The sequence below is a fragment of the Aminiphilus circumscriptus DSM 16581 genome (assembly GCF_000526375.1).
Taxonomy (GTDB): domain Bacteria; phylum Synergistota; class Synergistia; order Synergistales; family Aminiphilaceae; genus Aminiphilus; species Aminiphilus circumscriptus.
This window is the reverse complement of the sequence record NZ_JAFY01000007.1, coordinates 408,580-427,357: the sequence shown is the minus strand read 5'-3', so window position 1 is coordinate 427,357 and position 18,778 is coordinate 408,580. Positions and strand designations below refer to the sequence as shown.

Sequence of the window (18,778 nt, the reverse complement as noted above, 5' to 3'; positions counted from 1 at the left end):
ACATCCAGGGGCTCTTTTTGTTGGACTCCCGCGAAGGGGAGATCACACGCCCCCTCTTGTCTTTTTCTTCACGCGAAAACATCCTTCTGGAAGGTCAACTATGGTCATTCATAAAATTAAGGAATCTCTGAAAAACTCCGCGCGGATGTCGCCGTTTTTTCCTTGAGACCGTAAAATGAATCCCAAAGCCACCATGTTCCTCCGGTGCGACCTTCTTTCCAGGGGGCTGAGGTACGATGAAGCGACAGAAAACTTTCGCGAGCGCCATTTCGTTCGAGAAATACCGAAAACCCACCAAACGGGAACTCTTTCTCGCCGAAATGGAACAGATAGTTCCTTGGAAAGAGCTTTGCGCTCGTCTCGAACCCTTCTATCCGAAAGAGGGAAGAGGACGTCCTCCCATAGGGCTGGAGAGAATGCTCCGGATCCACTTTCTCCAGAACTGGTTCAACCTCAGCGATAGGGGTGTAGAAGAAGCCCTCTATGACGTGGAGTCCATGCGGCGCTTCGCCCGTATCGATCTCGGCAACGAACCCGTTCCGGACGAGACCACGATTTGCAAGTTCCGCCATCTTCTGGAAACCCACAAGCTCGCAGAGAAACTCTTCGAGGCGGTGAATCTTCATCTCGCCTCCCGGGGCTTAAAACTCTCCGAGGGAACCATCGTGGATGCCACGATCATCCATGCTCCTTCATCGACGAAAAACCGGGAGAAGAAACGCGACCCGGAGATGCATTCCACGAAGAAGGGCAACCAGTACTACTTCGGTATGAAAGTCCATGTCGGTGTGGACAAGGAAAGCAAACAGGTCCACAGTCTCGTCACCACTCCGGCGAACGTGCACGACTCCACCCGAATCGGTGAACTCCTGCACGGAGAAGAAAAAGAAGTCCGGGGAGATTCGGCCTACATGGGCAAAACCGAAGAGATCCGGACGAAAGCCCCGCGCGCCGTGGATTATACCCAAAAAAGAGCCACGAAGCACAAAAAGCTCACCGAAGAAGAGAAAGAGCAAAACCGTCTTCTTTCAAAAGTCCGTTCGCGGGTTGAACATGTCTTCCACGTCGTCAAATGCGTCTTCGGATTCACCAAAGTGCGCTATAAAGGTCTCGCCAAAAATACCGGTGTCGTGTACGTGCTCTTCGCTCTGTGCAATCTCTACATGGCGAGAGGTTTTCTCCTGTCCACAGGGGGGTAGTGTCTCTAAAAATCGCTACCGGGGTTAAAAAGGGTTGGAAGACGGAGATAATTCCTCACGTTTCGCTGCCAAAGGTGCGGGAAACGTGGTCTTTGCGGGGCATTTCCTCTTTTCCTCCCGCTGTGAACATTTTTAGAGAAGCTTGTTCAGGGTTTCCTTAATGATATTTCGCTCGTTTTGTGGTCATATTATCCAGTGAGGTCGAATCGCGTAGAAAAGCATGGAATGAGACGCGTAAAAGAAGGAGGTATGCTGTGTGAAAAAAAATTTAGCAATTCTGATCTTAGCTTTCCTAGCCGTAATATTTGGAGGACTTACCGCATGGGGAGGAGGGTACAAATACGACATCCTTTGTGACACCGCAAGTATCGAAGATAGGACCAGCGAAGCAAAGGAATCATTTCCGAGCTGCACAAAGGCAATAATGGCAACAGGCAGACCCGGAACACTCTTTCTCGAATTCGAGCCGAAAGCGACCTACCAGGATGAAGGTTCTCTCCAGCCACCAACGAATTTGAGAACAATGGGTTGGTTTGGTTCCATCATGCTGTATTGGAATACTCCGGAAGGCCAGGAAGACGACAATGTAGAAATCTGGGAAAGCCAGGAGGACGACCTCTCAACCGCTGAACTGATCGCAACAGTCTCCGGCAGGACTAATTCGTATGAGCGATATCTCGGGAGCTTCCAGGGTCGCTACTACTGGGTACGCGCAATCAGCAGAACCGGGCTTGTCAGTGATTGGAACTCACGATCTGGAACATACGGATACAGCGAACAGGAAAGTCATTCCGTGAAAAAAACCGACTCCGCACGTGTTTTCACCGTCTACGCGAAAAAATTCGACGGGTCTTTCGTTGAAATATACCAAACAGAAAGCGAAAACGACATCAATTGGTACTCGTTCAACATTGCACAGGACTCCGGATATGATCTTGTTCACGGCGACAACACAGTAACCGGGTACGTCGTCCTATGTTCCGAGTTGAAAGAAGCTCCGACCCCGACTGGAAGTGAATCGTATCCCGTTGCGGGAACATGGTACTACGAAGGATCAGGAACCATTAACGGATATAGTGCAAGCGACCAGGGACGCGTAACTGTCCAGACATCCGGAAACGCGGGAAGCGAAACGATCACGTACTTGTCGTTCTCCGGAACAATGAAGAACGAGGTTTCAGGACAAACCGCTCCATATTCGTATTCCATGAACGTCAATATCCCGTTCGATGGGGATTTCTCCATTACCTACGACGGCATAACTCAGACATTCACCCAAACCAGCGAACGAACCATGACCGCAACGGCAAACGGAAAGCAAAGCAGCACCGGCTACACGATTCACATGAGCTACACCGCCGACAAACAGGAAACAGCGGGAGGCAGTTCCGGCGGCGGCTGCTCCCTGGGCGTTTCCCCGCTCGCATTGTTCCTTCTGGTGCCAGTCTGGCTTCTGAAGCGATAGATGACAAGAGAGCCCAGGGATGTGCCCCTGGGCTCTCTCTTATTTTCCCATCTGGTCCTCAAACCACGCTCCCCACCACTGCATCATCTCCCGCCGCTTCTCCAGATGCTCGGCATGGTTGTAGGCGGCGCGGACGGTATTCCTCTCGATATGCACCAACTGCCTCTCGATCACATCCGGCGGCCAGCCGTTCCCGTTGAGAATCGTGCTGGCCATGGATCGAAAGCTGTGGCCAGTCAATTCCTGCTGGCTGTAGCCCATGCGTCTCAGGGCGGCATTGATTGTCATATCGCTCATGGGACGCCTGAAATCGCGGATTGATGGAAAAAGGTATCGGGATTTGCTGTTTGTGACGGGCCTCAACTCGTCCAAAACAGCAAGGGCTTGAGCTGAAAGGGGGACAATGTGAGGGCGACGCATCTTCATGCGTTCCGGAGGGATTTTCCATTCCGTTTTCGAGATCTCACTCCACTCGGCCAACCTCAGTTCGCCCGGGCGGACGAAGGTGAGGATCTGCAGTTTGACGGCACAACAAACAATCGGTGAACCGTTGAGGCTGTCGATGACCCGGAGAAGTCCGCCGATCTGCTCGGGGTTCGTCATCGTCGGAAAATGTTCCGGGTTCCCTGAAACGAGAGATTCCTTCAGGCTTGAGGTTGGGTCCATGTCAGTCCGGCCTGTGGCGACGGCATAACGCATGATCTGGCCGCAGATCTGCATGACCCTGTGGGCCGTTTCGATCCGGCCGGCGGCCTCTTCCTTTTTCGCCAAGGAGAGTATGCCACCCGTAACGATGTCGGCAACCGGTTTTTTCCCGATGAATGGGAGGATCAGTCGATCAAGTCGGGATGTGACCGTCCTGACGTGCCCATGTGTCCGACTTTTCTCCATCATCTTCAGCCATTTCTGTGCGACGGATTCAAAACTGTCGGCCCGATTTACCTGCAATCCGTTGCGTTCGAGTTCCTCGGCAAGCTGATCCCCGAGGCGTCGCGCCTCCCGTAACCCGATTTTGGGGTACTTCCCCAGGGACCGGCGGACCTCTTGGCCCTACACCTGCTTCCTCAGACGCCAATGCTTGCCTCCGCCAGGCAGGACCTCAATGTAAAGTCCCTCCGCTCCGAATCCAGAATGGAGTATCTCTTCTCCTTCGGAGCCAAACGACAAATCGTCACGTCAGTAAGTATCGCATTTCTCCCCCTAAGTCGGACACTTCGGAAACACCTCCAAAAGCGTGTCCGGAAATGTGTCCGTTTGGTGCGGTGCTTAGGGTAATATTAGGGAAGCTCTGAATAAAGACCTTTGGCTTTTCCTTGACTCGGATCGCATCAGGCTCTGCGAGGCGCCCTGCGGGGCTGACGCAGCCTTATTCAGAGATTTCTTAGAGATAATGCGGCTTATTAGTCAATGCAAAAAAGCAGTTGCCGCAAGGACTGATGATACTTGTCCAAGCGGCAACTATTGCCTTCTGGTGGAGGCGCGGGGAATCGAACCCCGGTCCGACAGGGGCCAGCCATGGTGGCAACTACAGGCTTATCCTTCGTTTTGATGTCGAGCCGCCTCTCCCGAAGGCGGGATAGCCGACTCCAAGTTCCCTGATCTTAGCCGGAAAAACGGGAACGGGCTTTCCGGAGCAACCGCTGTTTGTGACGTTTCTCTTCCTCCCAGCGGCACAAAAGAAGGAAACGTGGCTACACCTTAGGCAGCCAGTGCGAAGTTATCGTTGGCAATTATTGTTTTTGCCGCAGTTTAGCGAGGTCACGGCACCTCGGCCTGCTCCTCCAGACCCTCCAACCTGCCGTCGAAACCGTACGCCCCCTTTCTCACTCTTCCCGATTCCGGCGAACAGCCCTGGCCATATCCCGATTCGCATCTCGCTCAGCGACGGCATCACGTTTGTCGTGCGCTTGTTTTCCCTTCGCGAGGGCGATTTCGATCTTGGCCCATCGGGACTCTTTAATATACATGCGCAAGGGGATAAGAGTCAATCCCTTTTCCTGTACCTTGCTCGCGAGACGTCGGATCTCCTGGCGTGTCATGAGCAGTTTTCTCCGCCGAAGAGGTTCGTGGTTGTAGTGCGTCCCCTGTTCGTAGGGAGAAATATGCACGTTCACAAGCCAAAGCTCTCCGCCGTCGATACGGACATATCCTTCCCGAAGGTTCGCCTTGCCAGCCCGTACGGACTTGATCTCCGTTCCTGTGAGAACGATCCCTGCTTCGAACGTTTCGAGAATGTGAAAATCGAACCGGGCCTTCCGGTTTTGCGCAACAACGGCGTGTTCCATCCTTTTCTCCCCTTTTTTTCAGTATATCTTGTATAGATACGCTTCGTCAATATTCGTCAAATTTCAATCGCCTTTCCGGAAGCAGCGGAAATCACTTCCGGAACAAAGACAAATGCGACTCTCCCCGTGGAACCTGTTGACCGTACAACGGTGCGAGGAGTATGGTCTTTCCGAGGAGGTGGTGGACATGCAAGGTCTAGTGATTCTCGCGGGTCCCTCCTGTGTGGGGAAGGGCCCGCTGATTGCGGCGTTCAAAACGTTCCATCCGCGTCTTGCGGCGGAACTGGAACCCCTTGTTCTCTACAACAGCCGTTCACCCCGTCCGGGTGAACGCAACGGCGTGGACTATCATTTCCGCTCACGGGAAACAATTGAGCACATGGGCAAAAGAAAGGACTTCCACGTCTTCGAGGTTCGAGGAGATCTCCAGGGCCTCGACGCGGGGGAACTCAAGACGACGCTCCGAACAAAACGCCTTCTCTTCGAGGGCAACCCTTTCGTTGGCGAGCAGCTCCTCAGTCTGGCCACGGAAGAGGAAATTTCCGTGACGTGTGCCTTTCTGTCACCCTTTTGCCTTGAGGAGATCCGTTTCCTGAGCAGCCCGGAGAGCGGCGTGAACCTGCAGAAATTTGTCACGGACGTTATGAGAAGGAAACTTCTCCGGCGCATGCAACGGCAGAAGGGAATTCTCTCTCTTCCCGACCTTGAAGAGGTGGAGCGCCGTGCAGGAAGCGCGCTGAAGGAGATCTGTCTCGCCCCACGTTTCGGCAACGTCATCCCGAACCACGACGGAGAGGATAGTGAACACTGGAACGCCTTCCCCTATCCGCTGGGGGATGCCCGAAAAGCATTGGCGGCCTTTACGGCTCTCCTGAAGGGCGAAGAATCCCCGTTCATTGAGCGTTGGGACGAGACGCTGCCGCTTCCGCTCCATTCATAGCGCCGTTTCCCTCGAGGAGAAGTCTTCGTGCGTGAGCGCACGCCTCGGGGGAGTCGGCGTCTCCCGAGAGCATTCGGGCGATCTCACGCACTCGGATCTCATCCTCCACTTCGTTCACAAACGTCTGGTCTCCCTCCCGGGTGACCACGAAGTGCTGGGTAGCCAGGGCAGCGATCGTAGCCTCATGGGTGATGAGAAGGACCTGGCATTTTTCGGAGAGGTCCTTGAGCTTGTACCCGGCAAGTAGCGCCGCCCTTCCGCCGAGGCCTGCTTCCACCTCGTCGAAGACGAGCGCAGAGGGAAGGCGCTCCTGGGGAAGGGAGAGTTGAAGAGCCAGCAACAGGCGGCTCAACTCGCCGCCGGAGGCGACCTTGGTCACCGGTCCCGCCTCGGCACCTCCCACCGCCAGGGTGAAGGCGACCTCTTCCGCGCCGCCGGAACGAACCTTGTCCAGGAAGTGGAGCCGAACGGAAAAGGTCATCCCTTCCATAGCAAGTTCATCGAGAACTGCGTTGATCCGTTTTTCCAGGTCAGACGCGGCAGCACTACGAAGGCGGCGCAACTGCATTGCAAGGCGTCCCGCATCGCGGCGAAGCTGCTCCTGTTTTTTACGAAGCTGTTCAAGTTCTTCCCGGCTGGATTCGAGCCAAGCCAGATCGCCCTTTGCCGCGGCACAACGATCCAGCAACTCCTCCGCGGTAGCGACCCGGAACTGGCGCTTGAGTTTTCGAAGCGCTCCGATCCGGCTCTCCAGGACATCCGCCTCGTGCTCCAATTCCTCCGGAGGACGCTCTCCAAGGGCGTTCCGAAGCGCCACACCGAGAGACTGCAGGCGCTCCAGTGCTTCATTGCCCGAGGCCAGGACAGAAAGGTCCTCCCGCTCCTCAGTTAGTTCCGGAAGTTCCCGGAAGAGATCTTCCAGCTTTGCCAGGATTCCCGCGTCGGAAGCGTTCCCCCAAAGCACCTCCACTGCTGTTTGAAGTCGCACCGCTCTCTTGAGTTTTTCTCCGAGAGATATCAGTTCCCTGCTCCACTGCTCCTCTGCATCCGGCACGATTCCGAGGCGCCCTACCTGACGGGTCAGTTCCTCAAGATTTTCGTATCGCTCCTCCAGTTCGGCTCTGCGTTGCCGGATGAGCGCAATTTCCCGTTCCCCGTCCAGCGCCTCCGCGATGGTTTGCCCCAGTTCCCGGCGAATCTCCAGGATCTCCTGCCCGCCGAAGACATCCAGCATCTCCATCTGTTGTCCCGAATCGAGAAGATTCAGGTGGGCAAACTGGCTTTGAATTTCGACGGTGCCTTCGAGGGATCGGGCGAGAAGATGCAGCGGCACCGGGTTCCCCTGGATGTAGCTCTTTCCCCGCCCGCTACGGGAGAGCACGCGACGGACCACGAGCGTCCCCTCCTGGGGACGGCATTCTTCGGGCAAGCCCTCGATCCGGTCCATGGCGAGAAGGGCCTGTACTTCCGCTTCCTCCTTGCCCACCCGAATCATGGAGGTCTGGGCTCTCTTCCCCGAGACGAATTCCAGCGCCCGTACGAGACTGCTCTTCCCCGCACCGCTCTCGCCGGTGATTGCGATGAGTCCGGATCGGAACCGCAGCACCGCCGAGGCGATTCCACCCACATGGCGCACGTGGAGCTCCTCCAGCATGATTCAGAATCCCTCCGTCCCCAAAGGACCGTCCATGGCGCTTCTCCCCCACTGGAACTTCTCCTGGAGGAGAGCGTAATAATCTCTATGAGGAAGTGAAATGGTGGAAATCGTCTTGTCTTTCGAGAGCGCAACCTCGACCCTGTCTCCGGGAAGGATCTCGTATCCGAGCTGCCCGTCCTGAGTGAGCATGAGTTCCCGGTGCTCACCCAGGGCGACGAAGGTGGCCGTGTCGTACTCACCCAGCACAAGAGGACGGGCATACAGCGTATGCGCGCAGATGGGAACAAGCAGCATGCACGGCACGTGGGGAGGAACGATGGGACCTCCCGCGGAAAGCGCATAAGCCGTGGATCCCGTCGGAGTGGAGATGATCATTCCGTCCGAGGGGAAGGTGTTGAGGTGCCGCCCTCCCACGAAAATCTGCAGATAAATGAGCCTTGCGAACGCACCCTTGGTAATGACCAGATCGTTCAGCGCATAAAGAACATGGACGGGAGCGCTCCGGGAGACATCTCCACCGCTTCCGCGCCACACCTTTCCTTCAATGAGGCGGCGATGCTGCACCTCGTGTTCTCCCCGGAGAATCGCGGACACATCCGCCTCGGCAGTCTCCGGATTTCCAATCGCAAGAAACCCGAGTTTTCCCGCATTGATGCCGAAAAGGGGAATGTCACAGCCCAACACGTAGCGAACGGCTCTCAAAAACGTACCGTCTCCACCGATCACGACGGCGAAATCGACGCTGTTCCGCCATTCCTGATCGGAGACGCCGGGAATACCGAGAAGGGAAGCCTCGTAGGGAGGCGCGAGAAAGTTGACTTCCTCACGCTGCCCCCAGAGAATCAACCGTTGTGCAATGGCGAGTGCCGTTTTCTTCTGGGTGTTCACCATGAGCCCCACGCGTCTGTTCATGCCACCGTTTCCACCTTTCGGATCATCCTGGAGGAGCTGTCAAACCCCTTTCCCTCCACACGGCCTTTCGGAAAAATCTTCCGTACGGGCATGCCCCTCTTGGACGACCCTGGCAAGCTCCGCGTCGTCCAGCGGGCGGGTTGGCTCGGAAAAGGCGAGATGTGCGAGAAATTCGATGTTGCCCTGAGGTCCCCGCAGGGGTGAAAAATCCACGCCGTGCAGAAAAAGCCGCAGCGATGTACGAACAAAATCCCGAAACTCCAGAAGAACCGCCTCGTGAACACGAGGATCACGAACGACACCTTTTTTCCCGATGCGCTCTCTTCCGGCTTCGAACTGGGGCTTCACGAGAACAACCATCTCACCCGAAGGGGCGAGCAGTTTTTCGAGAGGCGGCAGGAGCAAACGCAGTGAAATGAACGAAGCATCGGAGACAATGAGATCCATGGCCTCTGAAAACTGCTCCGGCAAAAGATGACGTGCGTTGGTCCTCTCCATGACAACCACACGGGGATCGTTACGGAGACGCCAGGCGAGCTGGCCGTACCCGACATCCACCGCATAGATTCTCTCCGCCCCTCGCTCTAGGAGTACGTCCGAAAATCCTCCCGTGGAAGCACCTACATCCATGCAAACCTTCTTCTCCGGAGAAACACCGAAAGCATCCAGTCCTCTGAGCAATTTATAGGCTCCCCGACTGACCCATCGGCGTTCCTCGCAGCGAAGTTCTATCTTTCTGCCCGCATCCACGAGCGTCGCCGCCTTTGTGGCAACCAGCCCATCCACGAAAACTCTTCCGTCATCGATGAGACGTTGAGCCAGACTCCGCGTGGCGACCACACCGTTCTTCACAAGAACGAGATCGAGGCGCATCCTGGACGGTACAGCAAGATGCCGCACTTGCGAACACGTGAGATCGTCCCCCCCGTTCCAATCAGCCATGAAAGAGATCCAGCACGTTTTCCGCCGTGAGACCGCAGTACTGTCGCTGCTCCTTCGGCGTCCCTTGAGGAACGTACGCATCGGGAACACCGAGACGTCGTACCTTCGCTCCGTCTTCGAGCCTTCCGGCCAGTTCCGCCACGGCCTCACCGATGCCTCCCGCCAGGGACCCCTCTTCCGCCACCACGGCCAGGCGATGTCGCGCAAGCACGTCCTGAAGCAGGGCTTCGTCCAGGGGTTTGAGAAAACGAAGGTCCACCACGGTAGGCACCGGAATGTTTCGTTCCTCCGCAAGAGCACGAGCCTCCAGGAGAAGTGGAATGGTGCTCCCGAACCCGAGACAAACCCACTCTGTTCCCTCGAACAAAATCTCCGCCCTCCCCCAGGGGGCGCAAGCGGAACTTGCGGAAGCTCGACAGATCTCGGCGGGCGCACATCCCCGGGGATAGCGCACGACAAGAGGCCCTTTGTTCCGGTGCGCCCGAGAGAACAGGAACTCCAAATCCCTGCGGTCCCGCGGTGCCGCGAGAGTCAGCCCGGGGACGGCCCTGCACCAGGCGACATCAAGTACACCGTGATGCGTTTCACCATCCTCTCCGACCAAGCCCGCCCTATCCAGGGCGAAGAGGACGGAATGTCCCTGCATGGCCGTATCGTGCACCAACTGGTCCATGGCGCGCTGGAGAAAGGTCGAATAGATGAAGACCAGGGGGCGCAGACCTCCCGCAGCCATTCCCGCAGCGAAGGTCACCATGTGCTCCTCCGCGATTCCGACATCGAAGAAGCGATCGGGAAACCGCTTGGCGAAAGAAGCCAGTTTCGTCCCTTCCATCATGGCTGCGGTGAGGCAAACCACGCCCGGATCCGATTCGGCCATCGCCTCTGCCACCTCAGCGGCAGCAGCGCTCCAGCTCATCTCTCCCCTGTTCCCTCCCGCAGAGGGGGGGGAAATCCCATGAAACCGGGCCGGATCTTTTTCCGCCGGAGAATATCCCTTTCCCTTCTTTGTGATCACATGGAGCAGGAGTGGTTTTTCATAGAGTTTTGCGAGGCGGAAAATGTCCTCAAGCTCCTCCGGATCGTGTCCGTCAAAAGGGCCCCAATAGGAAAGTCCCAGATCCTCGAAGAAATTCGAGGGCTGGAGAATAGTCTTTACCTGGGATTTCACCTTACCCAGCACGCCTTCTAGGCTTTCTCCCTTGGGAAGCAGGCGACACTGCTCCTTTACCATTTCCTTCAGTTTCAGGTAGGCTGGATGGACGGAGAGACGTGCCAAATGCTCCGCAAGTCCACCCACGCGCCGATTGATGGACATCTCGTTGTCGTTGAGAATAAAGAGCACCCTCGTGTCGGCCTCGCGGGCACAGTTGAGCGCTTCCATGGCCATACCGTTCAGAAGCGAGCCATCACCAATCACCGCAACGACATAATGGTCCTGCCCCAACAGGTCTCTCGCCTTGGCGTATCCCAACGCCGCGGAGAGGGACGTACTGCTGTGCCCCACGTCGAAATGATCGAACGCGCTTTCAGAGCGTTTGGGATATCCCGAAACGCCATCCCAGGTTCGGAGGGTTGCAAAACGCTCCCTGCGACAGGTGAGAATCTTGTACGCATAGGCTTGGTGCCCCACGTCGAAGAGCAACTTGTCCCTCGAGAAATCGAATACCCGTAAAAGCGCCACGATAAGTTCCACCGCCCCGAGCGACGAGGCCAAATGTCCTCCGTTGCGAAGAACCGTCTCGGTGATGAGAGCCCGGATCTCCTCGCACAGATCCGGGAGAGCGGACGAACGGAGTTTTCGCACATCCGACGGGCCGGAAATATTCTCCAGAATGGACATCGCCGCCTCCATCTCACCTGGACCGGTGCTCAAGGTAGGCGGCAAGGTCCCGAAGCAATGTTGCTCCCTCGACGGCTTCGATGGCTGCCTGCGCTTCCCGGGTCGCATCGAGAGCACATTTTTTCGCACCGTCCAACCCGAAGGTACTCACGAAGGTCGTCTTGCCCTGGGCCGCGTCCTTGCCCGGGGTCTTGCCCAGCTCCTCCACGGGAGCCGTGGCATCCAGAATGTCGTCCACAATCTGGAAGGCCAGGCCCAAATTCGCCCCATAGCCGGAGAGCTGCCGCAATGTTGTCTCCCCCGCACCGGCGAGAATCGCCCCGGTAAGCAAAGAAGCCCGAATGAGCGTCGCCGTTTTCTGCTCTGCGATCTCCCTGACGAATCCGGCTGAGTCTTTTCTGCTCGCGGGATCGGAATCGAGAACCTGGCCTCCGCAGATTCCCCCGGGACCGACAGCATCCCCGAACACACCGAGAGCGCGGACAATGCGCGGAGCGGGCACACCGCAAAGGGGCAGATATTCCGCAGGATAGGCGAAAGCCCAGGCGAGAAGTGCGTCTCCCGCCAGAAGGGCGAGCCCTTCGCCGAAAACGACGTGGTTTGTCGGCCTTCCGCGGCGAAGGGTGTCATCATCCATGCAGGGAAGGTCGTCATGAATGAGCGACGCGGTGTGTACCATCTCGAACGCCAGCGCCATGGGGAGAAGACGTTCCCTTGCCTCCCCGAAGAGTTCTCCCGCGGCAAGACAGAGGGCGGGACGCAACCGTTTTCCTCCCGCCAGGAGAGAGTAGCGCATGGCCTCCCAAAGGCGTTCGGGAACGTTCTCCGGAGGTGTGGAACAAAGTTCCTCCAACGCGGAATCCACGTATTCCCTTGTTTCCGAAAGAAAACTCCTCACCGTGTCGAAGGATGTCATGCGTCTTTTTCCTCCTCAAGTGGATCCCAGGGAATCCCCTGGTCCTCTCCCCCCCGTTCTTCCTCGGAAGCGAGAAGGGTCACCTTCTGGCGAGCTTCACTGAGAAAGCGCTCGCAGCGACGGACAACGGCCACTCCCTCTTCGAACAGCGCGAGCGCCTCCTCCAGCGGCAACTGCTCCTTCTCAAGCCGAACCGTCACGTCCTGCAACCGCTCCATATCTTCGGTAAAGGACATCGTTCGTCCCTCCTTTCAAAGCTCCATTATCACCGACCCGGTGCAATTCGACAACAAGTTTTTGCCCGACGCTCAAGATCTCATTGCACGGAAGGCCTTCCTGTGCTAGAATCCCTCTGTTTGTTCGGTGTAAGGATCAAGGAGGGATTGCCATGGCAAAGGTATGTCAGTGTTGCGGGCGAGGACCGACCACGGGCAACAACGTCAGTCACTCGAATCGCCATACGAGACGGCGTTGGCTCATCAATCTCCAGAGCGTGAAGGTTGACGTGGGATTCGGCGAGTCGCAGAAATTGCGTATCTGCACCAAATGTCTTCGTTCCGGTAGAGTGAAGCGGGCCGTTTAGCACGGCCCGCTTTTCTCTTTTTTCGTTTTCCCCTCCGGATCGGTGTTGAACCAGGAGACGTGAACACCCAGCGTACCTCGTCCGACCCGGATTTCACAGGTTTTTCCGTCCAGAGAACGGTTGCTGATCGCGTAGGGAACGGCGCTCTCGAGACGGACATCAGCCAAAGGCCAGCGAACGCGGGAAATGCTCACTTCCGAGCACTCCGGAGTCAGAGGAAGAAGGGATACCGCCCCGGGAGGGACGCGGAAGCGCAAGTCCACTTCCGCAGGCGCCTTCAGAAACACGCAGATTTCCCGCTCGTCCGCAAAAGCCGCGACATCCACGCCCTGCCGTTCGGCCCACAAAACGGAAAACCAGGCACTCCAGGCATGATCGAACCGACCTCCCCAAATTCCCGTCACAAGAACACGCACGGCACTTCCGAAACGCTGTCGCGCTTCGAGAAAGGCGAGCTGGAGGTCCGTCCACTCTTTCTCCGAAGGATGCATGCACAGAGGAACGTCGCGCTTCCGTAATTCCTCCAGCACCGCCTCACTGCAACTGTCCGCATCTCCCACGTATCTTTCCGGTACGATACCCGCCTCGAAGCAGGCCATGGCTCCGCGATCGACACTCCACACACGGCATGCTCCGGCGAGACGGTACAACCAGTCCGGTTCGGGGAACCGCCCCCCCGCCACAAGGAGGAGCGTCTCTTTCGACACCGTGCCCCTTTGTCCCTTGCAACCCACGGACATCTGGGGAAAATGCAACACGCTTGCCATGGGTGCCTAGATTCCTTCCCCGTACAGTGCTCCGTTCCGCTCCCCCTTCGGAGAGAGAGAGGCGAGAAGCTCCTCCGCCCGGTCCTCGTCCACAAGAATTTCCCGTGGTCTCGCTCCGTCCGGCGGACCCACGATACCCATCTGCTCCATCGTGTCCACCAACCGGGAAGCACGCGTGAACCCGACACGGAGCTGACGCTGCAGACGGCTCGCCGAGGCGATGCCTGTTTCCAGAACAATGCGGACCGCTTCCTCCAACAGTGGATCGTCCGCGGAAAGAGTGCCATCTCCGAAACCGGAGTCTTCCTGAGCGGTAATGTCCACGTAGGCGGGCTCTCCGAAAAGAGCGACCAGATATTCCACGTACTGAGCGATATATTTCTCCTCGATCCATGTGGCTTGGCAGCGCAGAGGTTTGGGAAATCGGGAGGTGAGAAGCAGCATGTCTCCCTTTCCGAGAAGTCGTTCCGCTCCGCTGACGTCGAGAATCGTCCTCGAGTCCGCTTGGGTCGGCAGTGTAAAGGCCACCCGAGCGGGAATGTTCGCCTTGATGAGTCCCGTGATGACGTTCACCGACGGACGCTGCGTGGCCAGAATGAGGTGAATTCCCGTGGCTCTCGCCTTCTGCGCCAGACGGCAGATGTAGTCCTCCACGTCCTTCGGTGCGGTCATCATGAGATCCGCCAGCTCATCCACCACGATGACCACATGCGGAAGCCGGTCCTTGGGAAGGGTCTTGGCATTGTACGCTTTGAGATGCCGCACTCTGGCCCGGGCAAACACTTCGTACCGGCGCTCCATCTCCCGGATCGCCCAAGCGAGGGCATGCACGGCCTTTTTGGAATCCACGACAGGAGGTGTAAGGATATGGGGAATCCTCTCGTACAGCGTCATCTCCACCCGTTTCGGGTCGACGAGAATGAGGCGCAGCTCCTCCGGGCGTCGGAGAAAGGTGAGCCCGATAAGGCAGCTCGAAATGAAAACGCTCTTTCCCGAGCCGGTGGTTCCCGCCACGAGAAGGTGGGGCATGTCCTCAAGGGACATCACCATGGGGCGACCATCGACGCTCACACCCACGGGAAGCGGAAGATCCGCCCTGGTGTTCCGGAAAAGCTCTTCCTCCAGCAGCGAACGAAGAAGAACCGTGACTCTCTCCGGATTGGGAATCTCCACCCCGACATAGGGTTTCCCCGGGATGGGAGCCTCCACGCGGAGGCTCGGTACGGCGAGCCCGACCGCAAGGTCGTTCGCGAGTCCCGCCACCCGGCTTACCTTGATGCCCGGAGCAAGCTGAAGGCGGAACTGGATCACCGTAGGCCCCACCACGGTCTCCGCCAACGCCGCTTCGACACCGAACTCTCCGAGAGTGCGGATGATACGCTCTCCCTGAGAGGCAATCTGCTCCTCCGTGATCTCCCGGAGAGCTTCCTCCCGGGGACCCAGCACGTCCAAGGGGGCCGGAAATATTCGTCCATCCTTCTCTCCGGGGAGGACGAACTCGTCCTCCCCGTCAGTGCAGGAGTGTTCTTCCTCAATTACCAGAAGTTGTTCGAGAGGATCGGTGGCAAGAGGCGTTTCCTCGGAAACAAATTCATGACGTCCCGTTTCGCAGGGTTGGCTTTCCTCCACTGTCGGCGGCCGATGCCGTTCGGCCCTTTCCACCTCGGAGCCGGAATCGCTCCGTTCCTCCTCGACCCGTTGCAGAGGAGTCGATACCGCTCGAGCCGCGTTGCCAGGCCTTCGCAGCACCAATTCATTTCCTTCCCCGGCGGGCTCTTCGAAATGTTCAGCGGCGAATCCTCCAGAGGGGGCAATGCAAGGTACCTCCGCACCGGCGCCGTTTTCCCGGGACAAAAAGGCAGACGAAGACGTCCCGGATTCTTCGGGCAGGGCAGCAACACCCTGTTCCGGAACACCATGCCCTTCCGGCGGAAGAGAGGACTCTTCAGGGGATGGAAGAGGACCTTCGAGAGAGGGAGACGCTCCTTTTTTTCGAAGAGCGATCAGAGAAAAAACAACCTTGAGGCGGAGCAGAAGCCCTCCGAGCTTTTCCGGATCGAAACAACCGTACAGAATGAGCGAGGAAAGCAAAAGTCCCAGTCCGACGAGCACCGTTCCAGCGGGACCGAGGTTCGTCACGAGAAATTTCGAAAGTGTCTCGCCCACAACCCCTGGTGCGAACTGGCGCAGGAATATCCGAAAACCGAGCAGACGTTGCAACCCCAGCAACATGGCGACAGCAGCATAAAGCACTACCGTCCCCGCGAACTGGCGGAAAGGTTTCGGCACTGGCCTCTCCACGAGCGATGCTCCAGCTATGTAGACCCCGAAAAAAAGGAGGAAGACGCTGCCTCCACCGAGGCTGGAGAGAAGGAACGCCGCACAATTCCGCCCCCACACCCCCGTCCACGGCGTGAGAACCGCCGCGAGAAGATAGAGAAACGACAGAAGCGCGAGAAGGGAAAAGGTCATTCCGAGAAAGGGAGGAAGGATATCCCCGGAACGCTTCGCGCTCCTTTTGCGGACCACGCCGCCTCCGCCGCCACCCTCGGAAGCGAGAGGCAACAGCGCCGATTCTTCTCCGTTCGTTTTTCCGTTCCTAGTTCGAGCCATGATCGACGTCGCTGCCTCCCACCGTGATTTCCCTAAGAAGGAGCGTAGGCTGTCCGTCCGTCACGGGAACACCCTGTCCACCCTTTCCGCAGGTTCCCGGAAGGAAGAAGAGGTCGTTTCCCACCGCGAGAATATCCTGCAGAACTTGAGGACCGTTTCCCGTGAGAACGGCTCCGCGGACAGGCTTGCCCACACGTCCCTTTTCGATGAGATATCCCTCCGTCACATGAAAGACAAAGTCTCCAGAGGTGGGGTTCACTTCGCCTCCTCCGAGTTTCTTCACAAAGAGGCCCCGTTCCGCCTGAGCAACGATATCCTCGGGAGAAGTCTTTCCCGGAAGAATGTAGGTGTTGCTCATGCGCGGCTGCGGCAGATGCCGATAGGATTCCCTCCTTCCGTTTCCGGAAAGGGGCAGATCTCCGGCAAGGGCCGATTCGACATCCGTGAGATATCCTTTGAGCACACCGTCTTCGATGAGAACTGTCCGCGCCGCAGGAGTGCCTTCGTCGTCAACGGAGAAACTCCCGTAGGCGCCACCCCCCAGAGTGGCGTCGTCCACGAGAGTCACACCGCAGGAGGCCACTCTTTCCCCGATCCGTCCCCGGTAGACGGAATAATCCTTCTGGACGATGTCCGCCTCCAGACCGTGCCCCACCGCTTCGTGCACCATGGTTCCCCCCGCTTCTCCGGAGAGCACCACCGGCATGGGACCGGCGGGGCATGCCATGGCATCGAGCATGAGAAGCGCCCGAAGTGCCGCCGTCCTCGCAACGGAAAGAGGATCGAAAGTTCTGAGAAACTCCTCCAGGGAACGCTGCTCCGCTCGTACCTCGTATCCGGTCTGAAGAACATCCCCTTTCGAGGCGACAACCTGTGCGGAGAAAGTACAGTACTGCCGATAGTCCTCGGCGACACTGCCCAGGCCGTTCGCGAGAAAGATGCGCTGCCGGGTGGTACGGAAACGGAATGCCACCTGAGAAATCGCCGACGACATGGACCGGATCTCCCGATCAACCCGGTGGACAAACTCCCACGAGGGGGGATCGAAGGGTTCGGCGGGTTCCACCAAAAACGTGGAGGAGGGTTCTCGGCGGGCGGAAACACCATGGGCTGCCGCGATGTCCGCGTAACACCCCCAAGCGACGTTCGCCCCGATACCCGGCGCGTGGGAGATGATGGAATGACTCCCCTGAAGGGAACGCACACTTGTCCCCTGGGAGACGAAGGATGATGTCTGTTCGATCTTCCCGTCGTCGTAACTCATACTGTGTCCAGCTCCCGACTGGACATAGAGATCGACATACACATCCCCGCGGCGTCCCAACGCGACGAGCGCTTCTCTCAATCGGTCTCTCATCTATGGCGTACTCCTTTCCGCAACGAGGCGGCCTTCTTCGTCGGTCTTTGCGAGCCGCGCTTCTTCATCGTTTCACCTTTCTCTGTCCATGTTTTTCTCGTTCATGTACGCTCGGGATCCCCCGCTTATCGCCTCTTCCGCGGAAAACGGTGCCCTGCCTTTCGAAGATCCACTAACCAGGAACGCACCAGGGGCGCGCAGCCCTCCGGAGCCACAACTTCGAGTTCCGCCTCGCCGGTCTGCACCGCCACCCACCCGAGCGCGGGAAAAACCAAATCCTCTCCCTCGGCGACACGGAGGGAAAGCCCCGGCTCCTTCATGTCCGCCTTCAGGGCATCCCAGCAGGCACGACAGGGAAAACGGAAAAGATCGCCACTGTGCCTGTCGAGAAGCTCCCGTTCCTTTCCCGCTTTCGTCCTGTGTAGGGGAATATCCTCGGGGACAAAGGCATTCATCTTCACCCATCCGCGGCTCCCGCAATCGAGAACGCGAATCCATCCCAGACCGCCGAACATGTAGCTCATTCCCGGGTGCAGTTCGAAGCCCTTGGAGAAAAGCCTCTTCCGTGGAACCGCCGCGACGAGGCACTGAGGACAGAGCTGCGCCAAAAAGGGATTGGACAGCTTGAATCCGGGATAGTCGAGCAACGTGAGTCCCCAGGAAGTGCGAAGAGTGACCTCTCCAAGCGTCGTCCCGGGGAGACGGGAAACCGAAAGCCTTCGGTCCTCCGAAAGAATCGACAGGAGCGTGCTCTTGCCCGCGTTGGTCGCCCCCAAGGCCAGAACGGTCTTTTCACCGGGGAACGTTCGCTGGAGTAACTCCCGTAAAGGCTTGGCGCAATGTCCGTCCCTCGCGGAGAGCGCGATGGTCAATCCCGGATGCAGGCCGAACCGTCGGACGAAGCTGGCTTCGATCTGCGCGGGTGTCATCCAACGGAGAAGAAGATCCGCTTTGTTGAGCACGGTCAGGACAGGTTTTTCGTTGCCCGCCACGTCAAGAACCCTCGGCAACGTTTCCGGGTCGGAAACGTCACAGACGATGAGAAAGCCGTCCACCCTGGCCGAAACGCTCTTCAGGGCACGGAACAGCGACTCGTCTCCCAAAGGAGCCTTGCTGAGAATTCCGTAGTGAATCAGCCCGAAACAACGCCGACACACCACCTTTTCGCCTTCCTCCACTGTCGGGGGAACGTAGCCGGGTTGGTCATCCTTCTCGCTCTGAAAGGGAACGCCACATCCAGGGCAGCGTTTGCCCTCCAGGGTCGAGTGCTTCTCACTCCAATCCGCCATTCCACCATTCCTC

The 18,778-nt window shown here is 57.8% G+C and carries 16 protein-coding genes and 1 other RNA gene; 4 read left to right on the top strand and 13 right to left on the bottom strand.

From position 1 onward, the window contains the following. The first annotated feature begins 236 nt into the window (after positions 1-236). Entirely contained in the window at positions 237-1,199 is a 963-nt protein-coding gene (locus tag K349_RS0112760; RefSeq protein WP_026368683.1) for an IS5 family transposase, read from the top strand. Between the two features lie 256 nt (positions 1,200-1,455). Then, positions 1,456-2,664, top strand: a complete 1,209-nt coding sequence (locus K349_RS0112755; RefSeq protein WP_029166167.1) for a Synerg-CTERM sorting domain-containing protein — start codon at positions 1,456-1,458, stop codon at positions 2,662-2,664. Positions 2,665-2,703: 39 nt separating this feature from the next. Here K349_RS0112755 and K349_RS19755 read toward each other — a convergent pair whose 3' ends face one another. The 3 genes from K349_RS19755 to smpB form a co-directional block, all read right to left on the bottom strand. After that, positions 2,704-3,555: a tyrosine-type recombinase/integrase gene (locus tag K349_RS19755; RefSeq protein WP_420834462.1), complete on the bottom strand. Its 852-nt coding sequence runs from the start codon at positions 3,553-3,555 to the stop codon at positions 2,704-2,706. A gap of 578 nt (positions 3,556-4,133) precedes the next feature. Continuing rightward, positions 4,134-4,483: a transfer-messenger RNA gene (gene ssrA, locus K349_RS18865) on the bottom strand. Between the two features lie 4 nt (positions 4,484-4,487). Further along, a complete protein-coding gene (gene smpB, locus K349_RS0112745) occupies positions 4,488-4,949 on the bottom strand; it encodes an SsrA-binding protein SmpB (RefSeq protein ID WP_029166166.1) in 462 nt (153 codons plus the stop codon). 187 nt (positions 4,950-5,136) lie between these two features. Here smpB and K349_RS18195 point away from each other — a divergent pair, with 187 nt between their 5' ends. Then, on the top strand, positions 5,137-5,889 hold the full coding sequence (locus K349_RS18195; protein ID WP_029166165.1) for a nucleoside/nucleotide kinase family protein: 753 nt from the start codon (positions 5,137-5,139) through the stop codon (positions 5,887-5,889). On the opposite strand, the gene K349_RS0112735 is transcribed toward K349_RS18195, so the two are convergent. The 6 genes from K349_RS0112735 to xseB are packed head-to-tail and all read right to left on the bottom strand — an operon-like array spanning position 5,843 to position 12,392. Further along, positions 5,843-7,543: a DNA repair protein RecN gene (locus tag K349_RS0112735; RefSeq protein ID WP_029166164.1), complete on the bottom strand. Its 1,701-nt coding sequence runs from the start codon at positions 7,541-7,543 to the stop codon at positions 5,843-5,845. The genes K349_RS18195 and K349_RS0112735 overlap by 47 nt on opposite strands. Before the next feature lie 3 nt (positions 7,544-7,546). Then, positions 7,547-8,458 carry an NAD(+)/NADH kinase gene (locus K349_RS0112730; RefSeq protein WP_029166163.1) on the bottom strand — a complete coding sequence of 304 codons (912 nt, stop codon included), beginning with the start codon at positions 8,456-8,458 and terminating at the stop codon, positions 7,547-7,549. Positions 8,459-8,497: 39 nt separating this feature from the next. Next, positions 8,498-9,400: a TlyA family RNA methyltransferase gene (locus K349_RS17230; RefSeq protein ID WP_029166162.1), complete on the bottom strand. Its 903-nt coding sequence runs from the start codon at positions 9,398-9,400 to the stop codon at positions 8,498-8,500. Then, the gene (dxs, locus tag K349_RS0112720) at positions 9,393-11,240 is read right to left on the bottom strand and encodes a 1-deoxy-D-xylulose-5-phosphate synthase (protein ID WP_029166161.1); all 1,848 of its coding nucleotides are present in this window, start codon (positions 11,238-11,240) and stop codon (positions 9,393-9,395) included. The genes K349_RS17230 and dxs overlap by 8 nt, the downstream gene beginning before the upstream one ends. A gap of 13 nt (positions 11,241-11,253) precedes the next feature. Next, positions 11,254-12,156, bottom strand: coding sequence for a polyprenyl synthetase family protein (locus tag K349_RS0112715; RefSeq protein WP_029166160.1), 903 nt, complete (start codon positions 12,154-12,156; stop codon positions 11,254-11,256). Continuing rightward, positions 12,153-12,392 (bottom strand): exodeoxyribonuclease VII small subunit, encoded by a 240-nt coding sequence (gene xseB, locus K349_RS0112710; protein ID WP_029166159.1) that lies wholly within the window; start codon positions 12,390-12,392, stop codon positions 12,153-12,155. The genes K349_RS0112715 and xseB overlap by 4 nt, the downstream gene beginning before the upstream one ends. Positions 12,393-12,544: 152 nt before the next feature. Between xseB and rpmB the strand changes: the two genes are divergently transcribed. After that, a complete protein-coding gene (rpmB, locus tag K349_RS18860; RefSeq protein ID WP_084460383.1) occupies positions 12,545-12,739 on the top strand; it encodes a 50S ribosomal protein L28 in 195 nt (64 codons plus the stop codon). Here the strand turns inward: rpmB and K349_RS0112705 are convergent. The 4 genes from K349_RS0112705 to K349_RS0112690 form a co-directional block, all read right to left on the bottom strand. Continuing rightward, on the bottom strand, positions 12,736-13,506 hold the full coding sequence (locus K349_RS0112705) for a thiamine diphosphokinase (RefSeq protein ID WP_029166158.1): 771 nt from the start codon (positions 13,504-13,506) through the stop codon (positions 12,736-12,738). The genes rpmB and K349_RS0112705 overlap by 4 nt on opposite strands. A gap of 6 nt (positions 13,507-13,512) precedes the next feature. Continuing rightward, positions 13,513-16,119 carry an FtsK/SpoIIIE family DNA translocase gene (locus K349_RS18855; protein WP_029166157.1) on the bottom strand — a complete coding sequence of 869 codons (2,607 nt, stop codon included), beginning with the start codon at positions 16,117-16,119 and terminating at the stop codon, positions 13,513-13,515. Continuing rightward, positions 16,106-17,476, bottom strand: a complete 1,371-nt coding sequence (locus K349_RS0112695; protein ID WP_029166156.1) for a TldD/PmbA family protein — start codon at positions 17,474-17,476, stop codon at positions 16,106-16,108. The genes K349_RS18855 and K349_RS0112695 overlap by 14 nt, the downstream gene beginning before the upstream one ends. A gap of 125 nt (positions 17,477-17,601) precedes the next feature. Continuing rightward, entirely contained in the window at positions 17,602-18,765 is a 1,164-nt protein-coding gene (locus K349_RS0112690; protein ID WP_029166155.1) for a GTPase, read from the bottom strand. Between the last annotated feature and the right edge of the window lie 13 nt (positions 18,766-18,778).

What these genes read in the sequence shown, in the direction of transcription:
- K349_RS0112760 (WP_026368683.1), top strand. Translation starts at nt 237, where the DNA reads ATGAAGCGACAGAAAACTTTCGCGAGCGCCATTTCGTTCGAGAAATAC.
- K349_RS19755 (WP_420834462.1), bottom strand. Translation starts at nt 3,555, where the DNA reads ATGGAGAAAAGTCGGACACATGGGCACGTCAGGACGGTCACATCCCGA.
- smpB (WP_029166166.1), bottom strand. Translation starts at nt 4,949, where the DNA reads ATGGAACACGCCGTTGTTGCGCAAAACCGGAAGGCCCGGTTCGATTTT.
- K349_RS18195 (WP_029166165.1), top strand. Translation starts at nt 5,137, where the DNA reads ATGCAAGGTCTAGTGATTCTCGCGGGTCCCTCCTGTGTGGGGAAGGGC.
- K349_RS0112735 (WP_029166164.1), bottom strand. Translation starts at nt 7,543, where the DNA reads ATGCTGGAGGAGCTCCACGTGCGCCATGTGGGTGGAATCGCCTCGGCG.
- K349_RS0112730 (WP_029166163.1), bottom strand. Translation starts at nt 8,458, where the DNA reads ATGAACAGACGCGTGGGGCTCATGGTGAACACCCAGAAGAAAACGGCA.
- K349_RS17230 (WP_029166162.1), bottom strand. Translation starts at nt 9,400, where the DNA reads ATGGCTGATTGGAACGGGGGGGACGATCTCACGTGTTCGCAAGTGCGG.
- dxs (WP_029166161.1), bottom strand. Translation starts at nt 11,240, where the DNA reads ATGTCCATTCTGGAGAATATTTCCGGCCCGTCGGATGTGCGAAAACTC.
- K349_RS0112715 (WP_029166160.1), bottom strand. Translation starts at nt 12,156, where the DNA reads ATGACATCCTTCGACACGGTGAGGAGTTTTCTTTCGGAAACAAGGGAA.
- xseB (WP_029166159.1), bottom strand. Translation starts at nt 12,392, where the DNA reads ATGTCCTTTACCGAAGATATGGAGCGGTTGCAGGACGTGACGGTTCGG.
- rpmB (WP_084460383.1), top strand. Translation starts at nt 12,545, where the DNA reads ATGGCAAAGGTATGTCAGTGTTGCGGGCGAGGACCGACCACGGGCAAC.
- K349_RS0112705 (WP_029166158.1), bottom strand. Translation starts at nt 13,506, where the DNA reads ATGGCAAGCGTGTTGCATTTTCCCCAGATGTCCGTGGGTTGCAAGGGA.
- K349_RS18855 (WP_029166157.1), bottom strand. Translation starts at nt 16,119, where the DNA reads ATGGCTCGAACTAGGAACGGAAAAACGAACGGAGAAGAATCGGCGCTG.
- K349_RS0112695 (WP_029166156.1), bottom strand. Translation starts at nt 17,476, where the DNA reads ATGAGAGACCGATTGAGAGAAGCGCTCGTCGCGTTGGGACGCCGCGGG.
- K349_RS0112690 (WP_029166155.1), bottom strand. Translation starts at nt 18,765, where the DNA reads ATGGCGGATTGGAGTGAGAAGCACTCGACCCTGGAGGGCAAACGCTGC.